We start from the raw sequence: 18,976 nt of genomic DNA, 5'->3' as shown, positions 1-18,976 counted from the left end.
GTCAGCTCTTCGCGATGGGCTTGAGCACGCGCGGGCGCAGGTTGCGCGCGCGCGGGTCGAAGGCGTCACGCACGCCGTCGGCGAACAGGTTGGCGGCCAGCACCAGGGTCACCATGAAGCCGAAGGCGGCGGCGAAGCTCCACCACACCACCGGCTCGCGCGACATCTCCGAGCGCGCCAGATTGATCATGCCGCCGAAGCTGTTCATGCTCGGGTCGACGCCGACGCCGACATAGGTCAGCACCGCCTCATACAGGATCAGCTCGGAGAAGCTCAGCACCACGGTGATCAGCACCAGGTGCATCACATTGGGCACGATGTGGCGCGCCATGATGCGCGCATCGCTGACGCCGAAGGCGGTGGCGGCCTGCACATAGTCCAGCTCGCGTAGCTTCAGGGTCTCGCCGCGTACCAGGCGGCACAGGCCGGCCCAGCCGGTCACGCCCAGGATCACGCAGAGCAGGAACATCTTCAGGTCCGAGCGCTCGGCGCCGGTCTCGAACAGGCCCGGATTCTTGTCCAGGAAGACCTGCACCATCAGCACGCAGGCCGCGATCAGCAGCACATTGGGCACCGAGCTCAAGGTCGTGTAGATGTACTGGATCACCTCGTCGACCCAGCCCTTGAAGTAGCCGGCCAGGATGCCCAGGCCCAGGGCCAGCGGCAGGGTCGCCAGGGTCGAGATCGCGCCGATCACGAAGGCGGTGCGCACGCTCTTCAGCGCCTGGTAGAGCACGTCGTTGCCGGTGCGGTCGGTGCCGAACACATGGTAGGAGCCCATCAGCGCCACCACCGGCCCGGCCAACAGCAGGGTGACGGCCAGGGTCAGCCAGACCGCGCGCAGCGGGTAATGGGTGCGGTCCGCCAGCAGGTCACGCAGCGCGGCCGTAAAACCGCCATGGCCGCGCGCCAGCGCGGCGGCGAACAGCGCCAGCGCCGCCGCCGCGGCCAGCGCACCGCCGGCCAGCCCGGTCAAGGCGCGACCGCGCACATCGCCGGCCCATTCGCTCGCCGGATCGGTGAGGTGCGCGCCGCCGAAGGCCAGGCGCGGAAAATCCCGCCGGGTCTGGCCGGCCGCATCGGTGATGCTTTCCTTGTTCAGCCCCTGGTAGGCCAGCGGGCGCGAATAGCTGACCTCGCGCATCTCGATCTGGCGCGCCAGCAGCAGGTCCAGCACCGATTCGGTATGCGTGTCGTAGAAGGTCGCCGCACCGGGTGCCGAGGGCAGCGCGCGGCGGAAATGCACGCTGTCCAGCGCGGTGAGGATCAGGAACAGGCCCAGCACCAGGCCGGCCGACAGCGCGGCCGGATCGCGCAGCACGCGCACCCAGGTGGCGCGCAGATTGGGCAGCGCGCGGATGCGCAGCACATAGGCGGCGAGCGCGGCGAACAGGGCCCACAGCGCGACGTCGGTCCAGAGCAGAACGAACTTGAATCCCATGATGCTCCCAGGCGATCAGGCGAGGCGGACCCGCGGGTCGACGAAGGTGTAGGCGATGTCGATCACGACATTGGTCGCGATGTAGAGCAGTGCGCCGAGGAACACCATCGTGCGCACGATGGCGAAGTCCTGGCCGGTGATCGCCTCGATCACGAAGGCGCCCAGGCCCGGGATGCCGAAGAAGCTCTCGAACACCAGCGAGCCCAGGAACACATAGGGCAGGTAGGCGCCGGCGCTGGTGATGATCGGGATCAGCGCATTGCGCAACACATGACGGAACAGCACCACCTGCTCCGACAGCCCCTTGGCCCGCGCGGTGCGCACATAGTCCTTGCCCACCTCCTCCAGCAGCATCGCGCGGTACAGCCGCGCCTCGCCGCCCAGGCGCGACAGCAGGGACAGCGCGATCGGCAGCGCCAGGAACTTGACCGCGTCCAGGCCCGCCGCATAGCCATTGATCGGCACCAGCTTGAGCACGCGCGAGAAGAAGTACTGGCCGACGATGATGTAGAACAGGCTGGAGATCGACAGCATCAGCACGCACAGCACCACGCCCCAGAAGTCGATCCGCGAATTGCGGAAGAACACCAGGAGCAAAGCGAAGGCCGTGCTGATGATCACCTGCAGGATGAACAGCGGCACCGCCAGCTGCAGGCTGACGCCCATGCGGGTCTTGATCTCATGGCCGATGTTGATCGCCTGGCGCGCGTCGGAGCGGCCGAAGTCCAGCATCATCAGCGAGACCGAGCGTTCCCACAGGATGGTCTTGGTGAGCTTCTGGCTGCCGGCCTCGGCCTCGTTCCAGTACAGCGGCTTGTCGTAGCCGCGCTCGACCTTCCACTTCTCGATCTGCTCCTGCGTGACGCGCTTGCCGCCGATGTTCAGGCGCGCCATGTCGTCCGGCGTGTTGACCGAGAAGAACAGGAAGAAGGTGAACAGGTTCACCCCGATCAGGATCAGGATGCCGTAGCCGAGCCGGCGGATCATGTAGTTCAGCATGGTGCTTGCGGCCTCAGGCGGCGTTGCGGGCGGCGTCGTAGCCCTTGGCCGTCGCCAGTTCGCGGGCACGGAAGGAGCTGCGGGTGGTCCAGATGATCGCGGCGGCGCCGGCCAGCAACAGCAGCAGCGGCCACCAGATCGGGCGGTTCCATTCGGCCTGCTTGGCCGCGCGCTGCTGCGGGTCGACGCGGTAGTAGCGCGCCATGTCGCGGATCATGATGCCGGGCTTGCCGTTGTAGACCCAGGGCTGGAAGGCCAGGCCCACATAGGGCCAGTAACCCCAGGCCCAGGGCGAGTCCTCGCGCGCGATCTGCACCATCTGGTCGATCACCTTCTGCTTCTCCGGACCATCGTCCAGGGTCTGCATGCGGCGGTACAGGCGGTCGTACTCGGGGTTCTCGTAGTTGGCGGTGTTCTCGCCCTCATGCTTGGACTTGCTGTTCGGGCCGTAGAGCAGGAACAGGAAGTTCTCCGCGTCCGGATAGTCGGCCAGCCAGCCCCACCAGAAGATCTGGTGCTTGCCCTTGAGCACCTTGTCCTGGAACTGGTTGTAGTCGGTGGCGCGGATCTCCAGCTGCACGCCCAGCTTGGCAAACTGCTTGACCATCCAGTCCAGTTCGGCCTTGATCTCGGGCGTGGTGGTGCGCTGGTAGTCGTAGCTCAGCACCAGCGGCTTGCCGGTCTTGGCGTCGCGGCCGTCGGGATAACCGGCCTCGGCCAGCAGCTTGAGCGCGTCCTCGATCGGACGACGCTGCACCTCGCCATTGACCAGGCGGTGCGTCACCGGATTGAAGTAGCCCGGCTCCTCCTCGCGCGAGCCGAACACGCCCGGCGGCACCGGCCCATGGGCGGCCACGCCGCCCTTGGCGCGGAAGATGCGGCCGTAGCCCTCCTCCCAGTCGATCGCGATCGACAGCGCCTGGCGCAGCTTGCGGTTCTTCAGCTGCTGCTCGGGCGTGTCGCCCTTGCCGACCACCGGGTCCATCCAGTTGAAGCCCAGGTACCAGCTGTTGATGTCGGTCACCAGGGGGAACTTGAAGCCCTTGGCCTGGTAGGCGGCCTTGACCTCGTCGGAATCGTCCATGTCGACCTGGAAGTCGACGCCCCATTCGGGCCGCTCGATCTCCGGCACGTCCAGATAGCCCTGCTTGAACAGCTCCTTGCGCGGCACCTTCTCCTTGACGATGGTCGAGACGATGGTGTCGGCGAAGGGCATGGTCTTGCCGCAATCGTCCAGCAGGCCGGCCTTGCGGTCGGCCTCCGAGCCTTCGCAGGGATAAGGCTCGCCGCGGTAGTTCGGGTTGCGCTTCATCACATGGCGCCGGTCCTGCACATACTCGGTCATCATGTAGGGGCCGGTGCCCAGCGGCCACTGGTTCAGCGACATGCTGTTCTCCGCCATGCCCGGCTGGGCATAGAAGGCATCGGCCTCCCAGGGCAGCGGTGAGACGAAGGTCATCGCCATCCAGTACTGCCACTGCGGGTACTTGCCCTTGATGCGCACCCGCAGCGTGTGGCTGTCGACCGCCTGCGCGCCCTCCAGCGGCCATTGGCGGAAGTCCAGGAAGGGCTTGTCGCGGGTCGTTTCGGGCAGGCCCTTCAGCAGCTTGGCGTTCTCCTCGCGCACCAGCTTGGCGTAGTCCTTCAGCCCCAGCACATACTCGGAGAAGATCGCGAAGATCGGCGCCTCGATGCGCGGCGTCGCATGGCGCTTGATCGCATAGACATAGTCCTCGGCCACCAGTTCGCGCGTGCCCTGCACCGGGAAATCCCAGGGCGAGCGCTTGGCGCCGAGCTGCTCGCGCGTCAGGTGGTGGTACAGGTAGTTGCCCTTATCGTCCTTCGCCAGGGCCGGGTGCGGCTGGAACTTGATGCCCTTCTTGATCGGGATGTCGTAGACCGACTGCGCGATCTGATCGGCCGGCGCATCGTCCGGCAGGCGCTTGCCGTCCTTGTCCAGGTAATAGGGATGCACCACCCGCTCGGCCACCTTGGGCACCAGCTGGTAGGGCCGCTTCAGGTAGTGGTAGGCGTAGAGCGGCTCGTAGATCTGGTAGGTGTAGACCGATTCCGGGTTGCTGTAGGACGCGGTCGGGTCCAGATAGCGCGGCGAGCGCTCGTCGAAGGAGTTGTAGATCGTGTTCGACTTGGCCGCACCCAGCTCATAGGGGCTGTTGTTGCAGGCGGTCAGCGCCAGCGTCGCCGCTGCGGCGGCCAGCGCCAGGCCGATGCCGCGCAACGCGGCGAAACCAGGAAGCCCTTGCATGCGAACCCTACCTATCCTCTGACGGAGCACGGGCGCACGGTCGGCAAGCCCCTCGGGTCGGGCTTGGGCGGGCACCCACCAAAAACAACGAGCCCCCGAGAGTGCCCGGCTTATGGCCGCGCGCGCTGGAGGCAAGGGCGAGATCATAAGGGCTTTGCCGCCCTTTTCACCCCGCGGCCGCGGGGCGGTGCACCTAGAGGGCCTGCTAGCGCTGCGGCAGTAGGCCGCGAAGGCCCGCCCCCAGGAGCCAATCTAGGCGCAGCGCGCCGCCCGCACTCGCGTGCGGGCCAGCGTTGCAACGACGAGTGGCCCCTGGGGGCGGGCCTTCCCGAAGGGTTGTGACCAGAAAGACCGCATGCGGCGTTGCAAATCCTCGCCGGGTGTCCAACCCGGCTGCGGTTTGCGCCTTGCCTGCGGCCTTTCTGATCACAACGCGACCTGCTGCCGCAGCGCTAGCAGGCCCTAGTGCGCGTGGTGATCATGGTGATCGTGCCCGCAATCCTCGCCGCAGTCCTCATGGTGATGATGGTGCGCCGGGTCCGGGCCCCAGATCATCAGCGCCTCGCGGCCCTGCACCACCAGGTCCATCTTGGCGCCGACCGGCAGGCAGACCTTGGTCGGCACATGACCGAAGGGCAGGCCGGTCAGGATAGGCAGGCCCGGGCAGCGCGCGCGCACCGCCTCTATCGCGTCCTTCAGCTTGTAGCCGCGGTCCAGCGGCGACTTCTTCCAGGCGCTGAACTCGCCCAGCACCACCGCCTTCTGCGCCTGCAGCACGCCGGCCTGCGCCAGCTGCAGCAGCATGCGCTCGACCCGGTAGGGATGCTCGTTGACGTCTTCCAGGAACAGGATGCCGCCCTTGATCTTGGGGAAATGCGGGGTGCCCAGCATCGAGCTCAGCACGCAGAGGTTGCCGCCCCACAGGGTGCCGCGCTCGTGCAGGCCGTCGAAGCCGGCCTCGGTGCGAAAGCCCACCGCCTCCAGCAGCCCCTGCATCGCCTCGACGAAGCAGTCCTGCGTCACCTCGTCGACGCCGCCCTCCTCGTCCGTGCGGCCGAAGTCGTCGCAGGCCAGCGGGCCGGCCCAAAGACCGAAGCCGCGATGCTTGGTATGGGCCAAGAGGCCCAGCTGCAGCGCGGTCAGGTCGCTATGGCCGACCCAGCGCGTGCCCTGCTCGATCGAGCGCAGCAGGCGCGTCCAGTCGATCTGGTCCAGCAGCCGCGTCATGCCATAGCCGCCGCGCGTGGCCAGCGCCACCGAGGGCGCGGCATCGGCGACGCGGTGCAGCGCCGCCAGGCGGGTCGCGTCGTCGCCGGCGAAGCGCTGATGCTTGGCCAGCGCGTCGGCATCGATCTCGACCTCGAAACCGAGCTGGCTCAGGCGCTTGGCCGCGCGCTTCAGCGGCTGGCTCTTGGCCAGCACGCCGGCGGGGGTGAACAGGGTCAGGGAACTCATGGTTGTTCGGGGTCCAGATGGGTGGCGTCGCCGGTGGGGATGGGATCGTCGGCGCCGGATGCCGCCGCGGCGGCCGCCAGGCGGCGCTGGCGCGCGGCCGCGCGGCGCTCGGCGAAGAACTCGCGCAGCAGCGCGGCCGAGGGCTCGGCCAGCACGCCGCCGACGATATGGGTATGGTGGTTCAGCTGCTTCTGGCCGAACAGGTCCAGCACCGAGCCGGCCACGCCGGTCTTGGGATCGGGAGCGGCGAACACCACGCGCTTCAGCCGCGCATGCATCATCGCCATCGCACACATCGCGCAGGGCTCCAGGGTCACGAACAGCTCGCACTCCGGCAGCCGGTAGTTGCCCAGCAGGGTGGCCGCATGGCGCAGCGCGACGATCTCGGCATGGGCCGTCGGATCATGGGTCGTGATCGGGCGGTTGTAGCCGGTCGCGATCACCTGGCCCGCGCGCATGATCACCGCGCCCACCGGCACCTCGCCGACCAGCAGCGCGTTGTGCGCCTGATCCAGCGCCAGGCGCATCGCGTATTCGTCGGTCGGCGTCGCGGTCGTCATGTTCGTCGTCATGGGGCCGGGCAGTGTAGCAAGCGGGCGGGCCGGGTATCCTTGCCGCCCTATGCAAGATGCCTTGTTCCCGGACGAGGAGCTGGCCGCGCCGCCCCCGCCGGTGACCGCGCCCGGCCAGAAGGTCCGCCCCCAGCCCGTCGACGAGGCCCAGCGCGCGCTGGCCGCCGCCCTGCCCGCCCAGGCCCACCTGGGCAGTTCCTCCTGGACCTATCCCGGCTGGGCCGGCCTGGTCTGGGACAAGGCCTATGCCGAGACCCTGCTGTCCAAGCAGGGTCTGGCCGCCTACAGCCAGCAGCCGCTGCACCGCGCGGTCAGCATCGACCGCGGCTTCTACCGCCCGCTGACCGCCAGCCAGTACGAGCGCTATGCGGCCCAGGTACCGGCCGACTTCCGCTTCACGGTCAAGGCGCCCAGCCTGGTCGCCGATGCCCAGGTGCGAGCCGAGGGCAGCGGCCGCGGCCAGCAGCTCAATCCCGCCTTCCTGAACCCGGCGCTGGCGCTGCAGGAATTCATCCAGCCGGCGCTGGAGGGCCTGGGCGCCAGGATCGGCGCGCTGGTGTTCCAGCTCAGCCCGCTGACACCCGGCATGCTGCAGCGCATGCCCGAGCAACTGGAGCGCCTGCGCACCCTGCTGCGCGCCCTGCCCGACCTGCGCGCGGCCACGCCGGACGGGGTGATCGCGGTCGAGGTGCGCGACCCCGAATGGCTGACGCCGGACTTCGTCGCGGTGCTGCGCGAGGCCGGCGCCACCTACTGCCTGGGCCTGCATCCCAAGCTGCCGGCGATCGAGGAGCAACTGCCGCTGCTGCGCGCGCTCTGGCCCGGCCCGCTGGTCTGCCGCTGGAACCTGAACCGCCTGCACGGCCCCTTCGGCTACGAGGAGGCGGCGAAGAAGTACGGCGACTTCGACGCCATGCTCGACCCCGACCCCGACACCCGCGCGGTGCTGGCCCAGGTGATACGCGGCACCACCGGCGCCGGCCACAAGGCCTATGTCACGATCAGCAACAAGGCCGAGGGCTGCGCGCCGCTGAGCGTGCGCGCGCTGGCCGAGGCCGTGGTGCGACAATCCGCGGCCAAGACCTGACCCTCTTCCCCGTTCCGCCCATGCCCCGCCGCCAACCGCACCACGACATCGCCGCCGCCGCCGCGGCCGGTCGTCGTGCGCCCGCGGCCTGTGCCGGCAGCCCCAGCCACGCCGCCAGCCTGAGCGGTGTTACCGCCGTGCTTTCCGAAGCCGTGCGGGCGGCTCGGGCCGGGCAACCGTCCTGAGCGAGCCTCCCGCACGGCCACCGCGGAGCGACCGGGGCCACCTCAGCTAGTTTTCCCTTCCTGGCCGGCATCAGCCGGCGCGAGCCCGTCCCGGTCGCGTGATCTCCCCACGTCCGGAATGACTCGTCATGGAACTCACGAAGAACTTCGTCAAGGCCAAGCGCCCCTGCGCCGATGGCCTGCGCTGGTATCTGCGGCACCGCCAGCGCCCCGCCGCCAGCACCGATTACCAGGCCCTGCTCGACGCGCTGGTGCGGGAAGGCCGCATCGCCGACGCCTGCTGGCTGCTGGACCAGTTCGGCCCCACCGATGCCGAACTGGCGCTCGAACATCTGGAGGCCGAGGCCCTGGTCTTCGCCGGCAGCCTGCGCGTACGCGGCGCCGTCCGCATCGAGGGCCTGCTGCGCTGCGGCCGGCAGATCGAGGCCGGCGCCGGCCTGGCGGTCGGCGGCGACCTGATCGCCGGCGATCAGTTGCGCAGCGGCGGCGCGATCCGCTGCGGCGGTCGGCTCGAGGCCGGCGACGACATCCGTGCCGACTGGGGCATCGAGGTCGGCGCGGCGCTGAGCGGCGGCGGCGGGCTGCGCGCCGCCTGGGACCTGGAGGTCGGCGCCGGCCTGCGCCTGGCCGGCGCGCTGCGCATCGGTCGGGCCTTGCGCGTCGCCGGCGCGCTCGACTGCGCCAAGGGCCTGTGGGCCGGCGGCGCGGTCGAAACCGGCGCGGACCTGCACGCCGCCCAGGGCATCAAGGCCGGCACCGGGCTGCGCTGCGGCGGCCATCTGCAGGCCGGCTGGGGCATACGCGCCGGCGGCGCGATCCGGGCCGCCGGCGCGATCAAGGCCGGCGAAAGCCTGCTCGCCGGCGGGCCGCTGGAGGCCGGCCCCGGCTATGGCATCTATGCCGGTCTGGACGTGCGCGCCGAGGCCTGGCCCAGCAGCGCGCGGGTGCGGGCGGCGGCGCGCCCCGCGGCCCTGCTCAGCGGCTGCTGGGCCGAGGAGGACGAGCCATGAGCGCGCTGCTGGCCGCCTGCCTGGCCCGGCCGCGCCCGCTGGCGCTGCGCATCGACGTGCAGCTGCCGCCCGACGAACTGGAGCGCGAACTCGACGCGCTGCAGGCCCGGATGCGAAGACCCGGCGATCCGCTGCATGGCCTGGCCGGCCAGAGCTTCGGCCCGCCCGACCTGCTGCTGCGCCAGCGCGAGGCCGATGGCGAGCTGTATGTCTATGTCGAGGACATCGCGCGCGACCGCCTGGCCGGCTACACCGTGTTCAACCGCCTGATCGAGCTGGACCGGCGCGCCGACCGCCATCTGCGCGCGCCGCATTCGCGCTTTCGCGCCGCCTACCAGCGCCGCGGCCTGGCCGGCGCGATCTACCGCCGCGTGCTGGAGGCGGGCCGCCATTGCCTGCTCAGCGGCGCGCGCCAGTCCGAGGGCGCCCATGCGCTGTGGCAGACGCTGGCGCGGCAGTACGAGTCGGCCTACGTGGACCTACGCGACAAGCGCCTGGCCTATCTAGGCCGCGAGATCGGCGCCGCGCCATGCGAGGCGCTGCAGACGCGCCGCCTGCTGCTGGGCCGCGGCTGGAGCCTGGAGGCGCTGGGCCGGCGGGCCGGGCTGCGCCTCGGGCCTTAGTTAAGGTAGTGCGCCCGAGGCGCGCTGGCGCGCCTGGTCCAGCGAGTCCTGCACCTGCCGGCCCACCGCCGCCGGCAGGTTCGGGTCGGCCGTCGCCGAGGCGGCCGAGGCCGCGGGCCTGGGGGCCAGGTCTTGCCGGGCCTGCATCTGTTTCTTGCTCATCAGCAGCACGATGGTCAGCACGACCACCAGGCCCAGGATGCTCAGGGCGGCTCTCATGCTTGGGCGTCCTTTCTTTTTTCGTCTTGCGTCAGCGGCCAGCTGCGCAGCCGCAGGTGCCGACTCTGGCCCAGCAGGCTGTCGACCAGCACCAACTCGCCGGCGGTCCAGCCGATGGGCGCGATGTCCTGGCGCGGCACCGCCGCATCGTCGTACATCAGGGTCAGGTGCGGCGTGAAGCTCCCGCGCTCCAGCGGCACGCCGCCCGCGGCCAGCGCGGCGCCGAGCGCGCGCTGCAGTTCCCGCACTCCGTCCAGGCCCGCCCCGCCGCCCAGCACCAGCGGGCGATTGCGGTCCTTGCGGGTGAAGCTCAGCAGCTGGTCGAAGCGCAGCGCCACCGGCTCAAAGCGCAGGCCGTCGGCGGCGGCCTCGGCCCGCTCGCGCAGCTCGATGGGCATGCCGACGAAATCGCCCAGATGGTGCAGCGTGACATGGAAGCGCTCGAGCGCATGCGGCCGCCCCTTCAAGCCCAGCTCGTTCTTCAGCCGGGTGGCCAGCGCCGACAACTTCAGCGCGGTGGCCGTGTCGGGACAGAGCGCGAAGAACAGGCGGTGGTCGGGGCGCGCTGCTGAAGGGTCGTGGGCCTGGGGCATGGCCGGAGTCTAGAACAGCAGCTCCCGCCATCCAGGCCACGTCAGGCCGAGGTCTCGACGCCGCGTGCGCTCGCCAACTCCGGCGTCGGCGATGGCGGCGGCGCGGCCACCACCGCGCCGGCCTCCTCGGCCAGCTGGCGCGGCGCGCGGCGCTTGAACCACAGATACAGGCCGCTGCCCAGCACGATGATGGTCGCGATGTCCAGCAGGGCCCAGATGATCTGCATCGGCAGGCCGCCGTAGTCGCCGAAATGCAGCGGCTGCGAGACCAGCAGCGCGGTCAGGTACCAGGGCAGGTGCGGCGCCGCGGTGACCTCGGTCGTCTTCGCGTCGACCAGCACCGGCTGCAGCAGGCGCGAGGTCAGCGGCGTCTCGCCGCGCAGGAAGAAGGTGTGGTGGTGCGGACTGGAGAAGGCGGTGCCGGGGAAGGCGATGAAGGACAGCTTCATGCCCGGAGCCTGCGCGCGCGCCGCCTGCAGCGAGGCCTGCACCGAGCCGCGCTCGGCCAGCGGCACCACCGGCTGGTCCTTGTAGGGCGCCAGCAGGGTGCTGATCTCGCTGTACTGCCAGTACTTGATCATCAGGTCGGCCCAGGTGTTGATCATGCCGGTAGCGCCAACCACAAAGGCCCAGACCAGGGTCACGATGCCCAGCAGGTTGTGCAGGTCCAGCCACTTGATGCGCGGCGATTTCTCGCGCCGCACCTCGCCGAAGGCCAGCTTGCGCATGAAGGGCGCGTACAGCACCACGCCGGTGACGATGGCGACCAGCAGCAAGAGGCCCATCAGGCCGAGGAAGAGCTTGCCCGGCAGGTCCGCGAACAGGTCCACATGCAGCCGGAACATCCAGTACATGAAGCCCTCGTTGAACCTGGGCTGGCCCAGCAGCGCGCCATCGCGGGCGTCGACCACGACCGAGCGGAAGTCGTCGGTCGGCGCCGGCGTGGGCGTCATCGTGACGAACCAGATGCGGTCGTCATGCTCGTCCAGCGAGGCGAACTGCACCACCCGGTCCGGATGCTGGGCGCGCGCCACCGCCAGCACCTCGTCCAGGCCGATGCGCGGCGGGTTCGGCAGCTTGTCGACCGCCTTCGCGGGCGCCTCGACCTCGGTGCCGAGCAGATGCCCGATCTCGTGGTGGAAGATCAGCGGCAGGCCGGTCAGGCACAGCAGCAGCATGAAGACCGTGCAGACCAGGCTGCTCCATTTGTGCAACCAGGTCCAGGTCTTGAGGGCGCGGGCGCTCAGCATCGGCCGGCCCTCCGACCCTTGAGGCCGAACCCGGCCATCACCGCCAGCGGCAGGCCCAGGGCCAGCCAGGACCACCAGTCGCCCCAGCCGTCCGACACCAGGGCCGTCAGCAGGCCGCTGGCCGACAGCAGGCCCAGGACGATGGGCCAGCCCCACAGGCGCAGGAAGGCGGCGTTCACGGGCGGTCTCCGTCGGGACGGGGCTGGCGGGGGATGGTGGCGGCTAGCATCATTATCGAGAATAAAAACTATTCTCATTTTAAACACGAGCCGTCACCCCCCTTCCCGCCCGAACCGATCAGAACTTCCCGCGCAGGCTCAGCATCGCGTTGCGTGGCTCGCCGTAGTAGTTCGAGCCGAAGGCGGCCCAGACGCGCTGGTAGTAGACCTTGTCGAACAGGTTCTCGATCGTCAGCGCCGCCTCCAGCCCGGAGCCGAAGCGGTAGCCCAGCTGCAGCGAGGCCAGCGCATAGGGCCGCTGCTCGAACTTGACGTCGCCGGCCAGGCGGTAGGTGCTGCTGAGGGCGCGCAGGCCGGCGCCGACGCTGAAGCCGTCCAGCGCGCCGGGGCCGAAGCCGTACTTGCTCCAGAGATGCAGCGTATGGCGCGGCGCGATGTAGCTGTAGAGCCGGCGCTTCTCCTCGTCGGTGCCGCTCAGGGTGGCCGTGTAGTTGAAGGCATAGCCGGCGCTCAGGTCCCAGCGCGGCAGCAGGCGGCCGGTGATCTCGGCCTCCAGGCCCTCGCTGCGCATCTTGCCGGCGGCGATCGAGTAGCGCAGATGATCGGGGTCGGTCGTCGCGCGGTTCACGTCCTCCATGCGGAACAGCGCCACATGGGCGTTGGCCTGCTTGTCGAACAGCTCGGCCTTCAGGCCCAGCTCGAACTGCTTGCCGGTGCGCGGGGCCAGGCCGCGGCCCTGGAAATCGCTGGCGGTCTGCGGCGAGAAGATGCTGGTGTAGCTGGCATAGGCCGACCAGCTGTCGTTCAGCGTGTAGACCAGGCCGGCCAGCGGCGTGAACTTGTGCTTGACCTCGGTGTGCGTGTCGGAGAACTGGTTGAAGTAGGCGTTGCGGTTCTGTTCGCTGCGCTCCCACCAGCTGAGCCGGCCGCCCAGCGCCAGCTGCAGCCGATCCGCCAGCTGCAGATGGGCGCGGGCATAGGCGCCGTACTGGGTGGTCTTGCTGTTGTTGCCGTTGTCGAAGGTGTAGCTGGGCTCGGGCACCCGGTTGTCGGGCCGGTAGACGTTGACATAGGCGCCATCGCCACCACCGTACTGGAAGGCCTTGCTGACGCGGCGGTAGTCGGCCCCGAGGGTCAGCTGATGGCGGCGGCCGAAGGCCTCGAAGGGGCTGCTGACAAAGGCATCGGCGCCCTGGGTCTTCCAGTGGCTGCGGTAGATCCAGCTGATCAGGCAGCTGTCGCCACTCGTGCGGTCGACCGAGCAATCGGCCCAGCCGAACTTGCGCGAGGGCTCGTCCTGCTCGCGATGCACCAGGCTCAGCCGGGCCCGCCCGCCGTTCTCCAGGCGATGCTCGATCTCGCCGAAGTACTCCTTCAGCTCCTCGTTGATGTGGCTCCAGGCGGGATCGACATTGGTCGAGCGCGGCACCTCGAGGAAGCTGCCGTCCTCATAGGCCGGCAGGCCGAAGGCGGGGCGCCCCTTGTACTGCTGATAGGTCAGGCCGGCGCTGAGCGTGGTGCGCGCATCGAGGTCGATGGCGGCGGTGCCGTAGACCAGCGGCTTGCGCGAATTCACATGGTCGACGAAGGAATGGCGGTCCTGGTAGGCCGCAACCAGGCGGCCGCGCACCGAGCCGGTTTCGTTCAGCGAGCCGCCGACATCGAACCGGGCCTCGTGGCGACGCCAGGAGCCGGTGAACAGCTCATAGCTCGCGGCGAATTCCTTGCTCGCGCGCTTGCGCACCAGGTTGATGCTGCCGCCCGGATCGCCGGCGCCCTGCAGCAGGCCGGCCGGCCCGCGCAGCACCTCGACGCGGTCGTACACCGCCATGCTGAAGCCGGTCGACAGATCGCTGCCGGTGCTCGCCGGCGTGACGACGCCGTCGATCTGCACCGTGTCCAGCGCATAGCCGCGCGCATAGAAGTTGCCATGGTTGCCGCCGGTGCTGGAGGTCTCGACCGAGATGCCGGTGACGTTGCGCATCGCCTCGTCCAGGCTCGCCAGATTGCGGTCGTCCAGCTGCTGGCGTGTCAGCACGCTGAGCGACTGCGGGATGTCGCGCGGCCGCTGCTCCAGCTTGCCCAGGCTCACGGCCAGCGCGGCGTAGGAGCCCGTGCCCTCGCTGGTGGCGCGCGACTCGGCCGAGGCGCGGCCGCGCACCAGCGGCAGCGCATCGGCCTCGGCGCTCGGCGCCGCCGCCGCCGCGCTGCGGCGCAGGGTAAAGCTGCCGTCCGAACGCGCCGCGATCTCCAGCCCGCTGCCGGCCAGCAGCCGCGCCAGCGCCTCGCGCGCGCTCAGGCGGCCGGCCAGCGCCGGGCTCTTCAGGCCCTCGGTCAGGACCGGGTCGAAGGACAGGGCAATGCTCAGCCGCAGCGCCAGCTCGTTCAGGGCCTGGGCCAGCGGCTGGCCGCCGGCCTGGCGGTAGGTCTGCGGCGCGGCCAGCGCCGGCTGGTCCAGCAGCGGCTCGGCAGCGCCGGCGCTGCTGCCCCACAGGGCGGCCAGCGCGGCCAGGGTGATCAGGCGGAATTTCGGGTCGGCGGTCATGGAGCGGGACTTCTTTCTTCGATCGGCAAGGGGATGGAGGGGAAGCGGACAAGCGCCATCGATCGATGGCCTTCAATCCCCTTGCCAGCCAAGCGGCGCAAAACCTGTCAGCCCACGCAACAGTTTTTTCATTGACTCGCGGTCTCCCGGCGTGGTCTTGATGCCCCTGCGGGGAGCTGGCTTGCGCCGGGACGCGGGTGTACGCAATTGCTCCGTGCTCGGGCCTGAGGCCCGATCCTTCGCCAGGCACAAGCAGTCCTCAGGACTCCTTGTGTCCGGGCTCAGTCCCCCGGGCCGCTTTGCGCGGCCCTCCTCCTTGACCTGCGCAATTGCGCACACCCGCATCCCGGCTTCTCCACCGCAAGTGTTCGCGGAGAAAGCCGAACGCAGCGCCAAGCAGGCCTGCCCGTCCGCCTGCGTCCTGACTTCCACAATCGCGACATCCCCGAGCCAGGGAAATCAGGCCGGCAGCAGCCTCACCCACAGACCGCCCAGGCGGCGCTCGGCGCGCAGCGCATAGGTCGAGACCAGCATGCCCAGCGTGCGTTCGGTCGCGGCCTCGCTGCCGACCGGGAAGGTGCCGCTGACGCGCAGCTCGGCGACCGCCGGGTCGCAATGCAGCAGGCCGCCGCGGTAGCGCGACAGCTCGGCGGCCAGATCGGCCAGGCGCATGCGGTCGGCCGGCAGCAGGCCGCGCGTCCAGGCCTGGCTGGCCGGGCCCGCCGGCGTGACCGGGCCGACCCAGCCCTCCGCATCAAAGGCCGCCTGCTCGCCGGCACGCAGACGCAGGGTCGGCACCGGCCGGCGGTGCGGCTCCAGCCGCAGCGAGCCGTCCAGCAGGGCCACGCGCGACAGCGCACCGGCCAGGCGCAGCACCAGGCGGCCGGCGCCGCCGTTGACCAGCTCGAGCCGGCCCTGCGGCGTCTGCAGCCGCAGCGGGCGGCGGTCGCCGGCGGCGTCCAGCAGGATCTCGCCGGCGCGCAGCAGCAGCAGGCGCTGTTGCGCATCGAAGCGCAGATCGACCGCGCTGGCGCTGTTCAGGCTCAGCAGGCTGCCATCCTCCAGCCGCAGCTCGTGACGCTGTTCGCCGCGGGCGCTGCGCAGCTCGGCGGTCCAGCCCTGCTCCTGCGCCACGCGCCAGCCGGCCCAAGCAGCCGGCAGCGCGGCCAGCAGCGCGCCGTACTTGGCGCCATCGCGCAGCAGGCCGCGCCGGCTCAAACCGCGCGCGCGCTCCAGCACCGGCAGGGTCAGCCCCGGCGGCAACTGGCCCATCAGGGCCTGCAACGCCTCGGCCTGGGCCCAGGCGCGCGCATGCTCGGGATGCTGGCGGCGCCAGCGCTCGCAGGCGGCGTGCTCGGCGGCGCTGGCGCTGCCGCTGGCCAGGCGCGCCAGCCAGTCGGCCGCCGCGTCCAGCACCTCGGGCGTGATCGCCGGTTTCGCCGATCCGCTCATACCGAGTCCATCAACGCCAGGCATTGGCGGAAGGCCTGCTTCATATAGCGGTTGACGCTGGACAGCGAGATCTCGCAGCGTTTGGCGATCGCCTCGTAGCCCAGGCCCTCGATCTGCGACAGCAGGAAGCAGCGCCGCACCAGCGGCGGCAGGGCATCGAGCAGCGCGTCCAGGCGCTGCAGCGCCTGCAGCGCCGCGTAGCGCTGCTCCTCCGACGGCACCTGGGGTTCGGGCAGCTGGGCCAGCAGCTCCAGATAGGCGCGCTCCAGTGCTTGGCGCTGGTACCAGTTGATCAGCAGGCCCTTGGCCACCGTGCTCAGGTAGGCGCGCGGCTCGGCGATGCCCTCCAGGCGCTGCGCGGCCAGCAGGCGCACGAAGGTGTCCTGCGCCAGGTCGGCCGCCTGCTGCGCATCGCCCAGGCGCCGGCGCAGCCAGCTCAGCAGCCAGCCGTGATGGCCGCTGTACAGGGCATGGATTTGCTGGCTGGCTTCGGACCCGGACAAGACGCGCTCCCTCGACGAGGGGCGAGCATCGACGCCCCTCAATTGCGAATGGTTCGCATTTTACATTTGAAACGGTGCAGGGACGAACCTGAAGCGCGCATGAAAAAAGCGCGGGGGCAAGACCTGCCCCCGCGCTTCACACGGGTCATCGCTGGACGGGAGTGACGCCTAGGCGCCCTGCCCGTCCCGGCGTTACGGCCTCATCAGCCGCGCGCCGCGGCCAGGGCCGCGTTCAGCGTCTTGCTGGGGCGCATCGCGGCGGCCAGCTTCTCGGCATCGGGCTTGTAGTAGCCGCCGATATCGACCGGCTTGCCCTGCACCTCGGCCAGCTCCTTGACGATGGTCTGCTCGTTCTCGCTCAGGGTCTTGGCCAGCGGGGCGAAATGCTTGGCCAGCTCGGCGTCCTCGGTCTGCGCGGCCAGCTCCTGCGCCCAGTACATCGCCAGGTAGAACTGGCTGCCGCGGTTGTCCAGCTCGCCGGTCTTGGGGCTGGGGCTCTTGCGGTTGTCCAGCAGCTTGCCAGTGGCGGCGTCCAGGGTCTTGGCCAGCACCTTGGCCTTGGCGTTGCCGCTCTTCAGGCCCAGGTCCTCCAGGCTGACCGCCAGGGCCAGGAACTCGCCCAGCGAATCCCAGCGCAGGTGGTTCTCCTCCACCAACTGCTGCACATGCTTGGGAGCCGAGCCGCCGGCGCCGGTCTCGTACATGCCGCCGCCGGCCATCAGCGGCACGATCGACAGCATCTTGGCCGAGGTGCCCAGCTCCATGATCGGGAACAGGTCGGTCAGGTAGTCGCGCAGGATGTTGCCGGTGGCCGAGATGGTGTCCTTGCCGCGGATCACGCGCTCCAGCGTGTAACGCATCGCGCGCACCTGGCTCATGATCTGCAGGTCCAGACCCTTGGTGTCGTGGTCCTTAAGGTAGGCCTCGACCTTCTTGATCAGCTCGGCCTCGTGCGGACGATAGGGGTCCAGCCAGAACACCACCGGCATGCCGGAGTTGCGCGCGCGGTTGACGGCCAGCTTGACCCAGTCGCGGATCGGCGCGTCCTTGACCTGGCACATGCGCCAGATGTCACCCTCTTCGACGTTCTGGCTCAGCAGCACCTCGCCGGTGGCCAGGTCGACGATGTTGGCCACGCCGGCCTCGGGCACCTCGAAGGTCTTGTCGTGCGAGCCGTATTCCTCGGCCTGCTGGGCCATCAGGCCGACGTTGGGCACCGTGCCCATGGTCTTCGGGTCGAAGGCGCCGTGCCACTTGCAGAAGTTGATGATCTCCTGGTAGATGCGGGCGAAGGTCGACTCGGGGATCACGGCCTTGACGTCCTTCAGGCGGCCGTCGGCACCGTACATCTTGCCGCCGGCGCGGATCATCGCGGGCATCGAGGCGTCCACGATCACGTCGTTGGGCGAGTGGAAGTTGGTGATGCCCTTGGAGGAATCGACCATCGCCAGCTCGGGGCGGTGCTCGTGGCAGGCGTGCAGGTCGCGCTTGATCTCGTCCTGCTTGGCGGTCGGCAGGGTGCTGATCTTGTCGTACAGGTTCGCCATGCCGTTGTTGACATTGACGCCCAGCTCATCGAACAGCTTGCCGTGCTTCTCGAAGGCTTCCTTGTAGAAGATCTTCACGCAGTGGCCGAACACGATCGGGTGCGAGACCTTCATCATCGTGGCCTTGACGTGCAGCGAGAACATCACGCCGGTCTTGTGCGCGTCCTCGATCTGCTGCTCGTAGAACTCAAGCAGGGCCTTCTTGCTCATGAACATGGAGTCGATGATCTCGCCAGCCAGCAGCGCGACCTTGGGCTTGAGCACCGTGGTTTTGCCGCTCTTGCCGACCAGTTCCATCTTGACCTCGCGGGCCTTGTCCAGGGTCATGGACTTCTCGCCGTGATAGAAGTCGCCGTGGAACATGTGCGAGACATGGCTGCGCGAGGCCTGGCTCCACTCGGCCATGCTGTGCGGGTGCTTCTTGGCGTATTCCTTGACGGCCTTGGGCGCACGGCGGTCCGAGTTGCCCTCGCGCAGCACCGGGTTCACGGCCGAGCCCAGGCACTTGGCGTACTTGGCGCGGATGGCCTTCTCTTCCTCGGTCTGCGGGTTGTCCGGGAAATCGGGGATGTCATAGCCCTTGGCCTGCAGCTCGCGGATGGCCTGCACCAGCTGGTTCTGCGAGGCGCTGATATTGGGCAGCTTGATGATGTTGGCGTCGGGCGTCAGCGTCAGCTTGCCCAGCTCGGCCAGGTTGTCCGGCACGCGCTGCGCTTCGCTCAGACGGTCGGCAAAGGCCCCCAGGATGCGCCCGGCCACCGAGATGTCGCTGGTGCCGATCTTGATGCCCGCGGGTTCCGCGAAGGCCTGCATGATGGGCAGAAAACCGGCGGTGGCGAGCAGGGGGGCCTCGTCGGTCAGCGTGTAGATGATGTTGGGCTGCTGGGTGCTCATGGGTTCTTGTCCTGGAGAAGGTGGCCCGGCCGGGAAGCCGGGCGCGTGAAAACTTGCGCCGCGACCCCCTCATCCGGAATCACGGCGCAGGGCATTTTCCTGCAATTCGACCCCACGATGCGAAAAGTCGTTTTTTCTTGGGGTCGCGTGGCGCCC

16 protein-coding genes are annotated in these 18,976 nt (G+C 69.4%); 3 read left to right on the top strand and 13 right to left on the bottom strand.

Annotated elements, in window-relative coordinates:
• Window position 1 precedes the first annotated feature (1 nt).
• The 5 genes from G8A07_RS10305 to tadA all read right to left on the bottom strand — a co-directional run bounded on the left by G8A07_RS10305 (window position 2) and on the right by tadA (window position 6,733).
• Window positions 2-1,441: an ABC transporter permease gene (locus G8A07_RS10305; RefSeq protein WP_195796911.1), complete on the bottom strand. Its 1,440-nt coding sequence runs from the start codon at window positions 1,439-1,441 to the stop codon at window positions 2-4.
• Between the two features lie 15 nt (window positions 1,442-1,456).
• Window positions 1,457-2,440 carry an ABC transporter permease gene (locus G8A07_RS10300; protein ID WP_195796910.1) on the bottom strand — a complete coding sequence of 328 codons (984 nt, stop codon included), beginning with the start codon at window positions 2,438-2,440 and terminating at the stop codon, window positions 1,457-1,459.
• 13 nt (window positions 2,441-2,453) lie between these two features.
• The gene (locus G8A07_RS10295) at window positions 2,454-4,706 is read right to left on the bottom strand and encodes an ABC transporter substrate-binding protein (RefSeq protein ID WP_195796909.1); all 2,253 of its coding nucleotides are present in this window, start codon (window positions 4,704-4,706) and stop codon (window positions 2,454-2,456) included.
• Between the two features lie 462 nt (window positions 4,707-5,168).
• Window positions 5,169-6,161 carry an LD-carboxypeptidase gene (locus G8A07_RS10290; RefSeq protein WP_195796908.1) on the bottom strand — a complete coding sequence of 331 codons (993 nt, stop codon included), beginning with the start codon at window positions 6,159-6,161 and terminating at the stop codon, window positions 5,169-5,171.
• Window positions 6,158-6,733 (bottom strand): tRNA adenosine(34) deaminase TadA, encoded by a 576-nt coding sequence (gene tadA, locus G8A07_RS10285; protein WP_249937293.1) that lies wholly within the window; start codon window positions 6,731-6,733, stop codon window positions 6,158-6,160. The genes G8A07_RS10290 and tadA overlap by 4 nt, the downstream gene beginning before the upstream one ends.
• Before the next feature lie 49 nt (window positions 6,734-6,782).
• On the opposite strand from tadA, the gene G8A07_RS10280 reads away from it, so the two are divergent.
• From G8A07_RS10280 to G8A07_RS10270, 3 genes are all read left to right on the top strand, one after another.
• Complete coding sequence (locus G8A07_RS10280; RefSeq protein WP_195796907.1) at window positions 6,783-7,820, top strand: DUF72 domain-containing protein; 1,038 nt, start codon at window positions 6,783-6,785, stop codon at window positions 7,818-7,820.
• Window positions 7,821-8,133: 313 nt separating this feature from the next.
• Complete coding sequence (locus G8A07_RS10275; protein WP_195796906.1) at window positions 8,134-9,015, top strand: hypothetical protein; 882 nt, start codon at window positions 8,134-8,136, stop codon at window positions 9,013-9,015.
• Window positions 9,012-9,638: an N-acetyltransferase gene (locus tag G8A07_RS10270; protein ID WP_195796905.1), complete on the top strand. Its 627-nt coding sequence runs from the start codon at window positions 9,012-9,014 to the stop codon at window positions 9,636-9,638. The genes G8A07_RS10275 and G8A07_RS10270 overlap by 4 nt, the downstream gene beginning before the upstream one ends.
• Here G8A07_RS10270 and G8A07_RS10265 read toward each other — a convergent pair whose 3' ends face one another.
• The 8 genes from G8A07_RS10265 to G8A07_RS10230 form a co-directional block, all read right to left on the bottom strand.
• Complete coding sequence (locus G8A07_RS10265; RefSeq protein WP_195796904.1) at window positions 9,639-9,857, bottom strand: hypothetical protein; 219 nt, start codon at window positions 9,855-9,857, stop codon at window positions 9,639-9,641.
• Window positions 9,854-10,450, bottom strand: coding sequence for a 2'-5' RNA ligase family protein (locus G8A07_RS10260; RefSeq protein ID WP_195796903.1), 597 nt, complete (start codon window positions 10,448-10,450; stop codon window positions 9,854-9,856). Before G8A07_RS10260 ends, G8A07_RS10265 begins: the two co-directional genes overlap by 4 nt.
• A gap of 41 nt (window positions 10,451-10,491) precedes the next feature.
• Window positions 10,492-11,700 (bottom strand): PepSY-associated TM helix domain-containing protein, encoded by a 1,209-nt coding sequence (locus tag G8A07_RS10255; RefSeq protein WP_371816440.1) that lies wholly within the window; start codon window positions 11,698-11,700, stop codon window positions 10,492-10,494.
• Complete coding sequence (locus tag G8A07_RS10250; RefSeq protein WP_195796902.1) at window positions 11,694-11,879, bottom strand: hypothetical protein; 186 nt, start codon at window positions 11,877-11,879, stop codon at window positions 11,694-11,696. The genes G8A07_RS10255 and G8A07_RS10250 overlap by 7 nt, the downstream gene beginning before the upstream one ends.
• Before the next feature lie 118 nt (window positions 11,880-11,997).
• Window positions 11,998-14,424 (bottom strand): TonB-dependent receptor, encoded by a 2,427-nt coding sequence (locus G8A07_RS10245; RefSeq protein WP_195796901.1) that lies wholly within the window; start codon window positions 14,422-14,424, stop codon window positions 11,998-12,000.
• Between the two features lie 459 nt (window positions 14,425-14,883).
• On the bottom strand, window positions 14,884-15,876 hold the full coding sequence (locus G8A07_RS10240; protein ID WP_195796900.1) for a DUF4880 domain-containing protein: 993 nt from the start codon (window positions 15,874-15,876) through the stop codon (window positions 14,884-14,886).
• Complete coding sequence (locus G8A07_RS10235) at window positions 15,873-16,379, bottom strand: sigma-70 family RNA polymerase sigma factor (protein WP_195796899.1); 507 nt, start codon at window positions 16,377-16,379, stop codon at window positions 15,873-15,875. Before G8A07_RS10235 ends, G8A07_RS10240 begins: the two co-directional genes overlap by 4 nt.
• 203 nt (window positions 16,380-16,582) lie before the next feature.
• Window positions 16,583-18,820, bottom strand: a complete 2,238-nt coding sequence (locus G8A07_RS10230) for an NADP-dependent isocitrate dehydrogenase (RefSeq protein ID WP_195796898.1) — start codon at window positions 18,818-18,820, stop codon at window positions 16,583-16,585.
• Between the last annotated feature and the right edge of the window lie 156 nt (window positions 18,821-18,976).

Source organism: Roseateles sp. DAIF2 (assembly GCF_015624425.1).
In the GTDB taxonomy this organism is placed as follows: domain Bacteria; phylum Pseudomonadota; class Gammaproteobacteria; order Burkholderiales; family Burkholderiaceae_C; genus Kinneretia.
Note: the sequence above shows the minus strand (reverse complement) of the source record. Positions and strands in the feature narration are given on the sequence as shown.

Bases quoted from the DNA above. Each gene is read 5' to 3' on its own strand.
- G8A07_RS10305 (WP_195796911.1), bottom strand. From the start codon at position 1,441: ATGGGATTCAAGTTCGTTCTGCTCTGGACCGACGTCGCGCTGTGGGCC.
- G8A07_RS10300 (WP_195796910.1), bottom strand. From the start codon at position 2,440: ATGCTGAACTACATGATCCGCCGGCTCGGCTACGGCATCCTGATCCTG.
- G8A07_RS10295 (WP_195796909.1), bottom strand. From the start codon at position 4,706: ATGCAAGGGCTTCCTGGTTTCGCCGCGTTGCGCGGCATCGGCCTGGCG.
- G8A07_RS10290 (WP_195796908.1), bottom strand. From the start codon at position 6,161: ATGAGTTCCCTGACCCTGTTCACCCCCGCCGGCGTGCTGGCCAAGAGC.
- tadA (WP_249937293.1), bottom strand. From the start codon at position 6,733: ATGACGACGAACATGACGACCGCGACGCCGACCGACGAATACGCGATG.
- G8A07_RS10280 (WP_195796907.1), top strand. From the start codon at position 6,783: ATGCAAGATGCCTTGTTCCCGGACGAGGAGCTGGCCGCGCCGCCCCCG.
- G8A07_RS10275 (WP_195796906.1), top strand. From the start codon at position 8,134: ATGGAACTCACGAAGAACTTCGTCAAGGCCAAGCGCCCCTGCGCCGAT.
- G8A07_RS10270 (WP_195796905.1), top strand. From the start codon at position 9,012: ATGAGCGCGCTGCTGGCCGCCTGCCTGGCCCGGCCGCGCCCGCTGGCG.
- G8A07_RS10265 (WP_195796904.1), bottom strand. From the start codon at position 9,857: ATGAGAGCCGCCCTGAGCATCCTGGGCCTGGTGGTCGTGCTGACCATC.
- G8A07_RS10260 (WP_195796903.1), bottom strand. From the start codon at position 10,450: ATGCCCCAGGCCCACGACCCTTCAGCAGCGCGCCCCGACCACCGCCTG.
- G8A07_RS10255 (WP_371816440.1), bottom strand. From the start codon at position 11,700: ATGCTGAGCGCCCGCGCCCTCAAGACCTGGACCTGGTTGCACAAATGG.
- G8A07_RS10245 (WP_195796901.1), bottom strand. From the start codon at position 14,424: ATGACCGCCGACCCGAAATTCCGCCTGATCACCCTGGCCGCGCTGGCC.
- G8A07_RS10240 (WP_195796900.1), bottom strand. From the start codon at position 15,876: ATGAGCGGATCGGCGAAACCGGCGATCACGCCCGAGGTGCTGGACGCG.
- G8A07_RS10230 (WP_195796898.1), bottom strand. From the start codon at position 18,820: ATGAGCACCCAGCAGCCCAACATCATCTACACGCTGACCGACGAGGCC.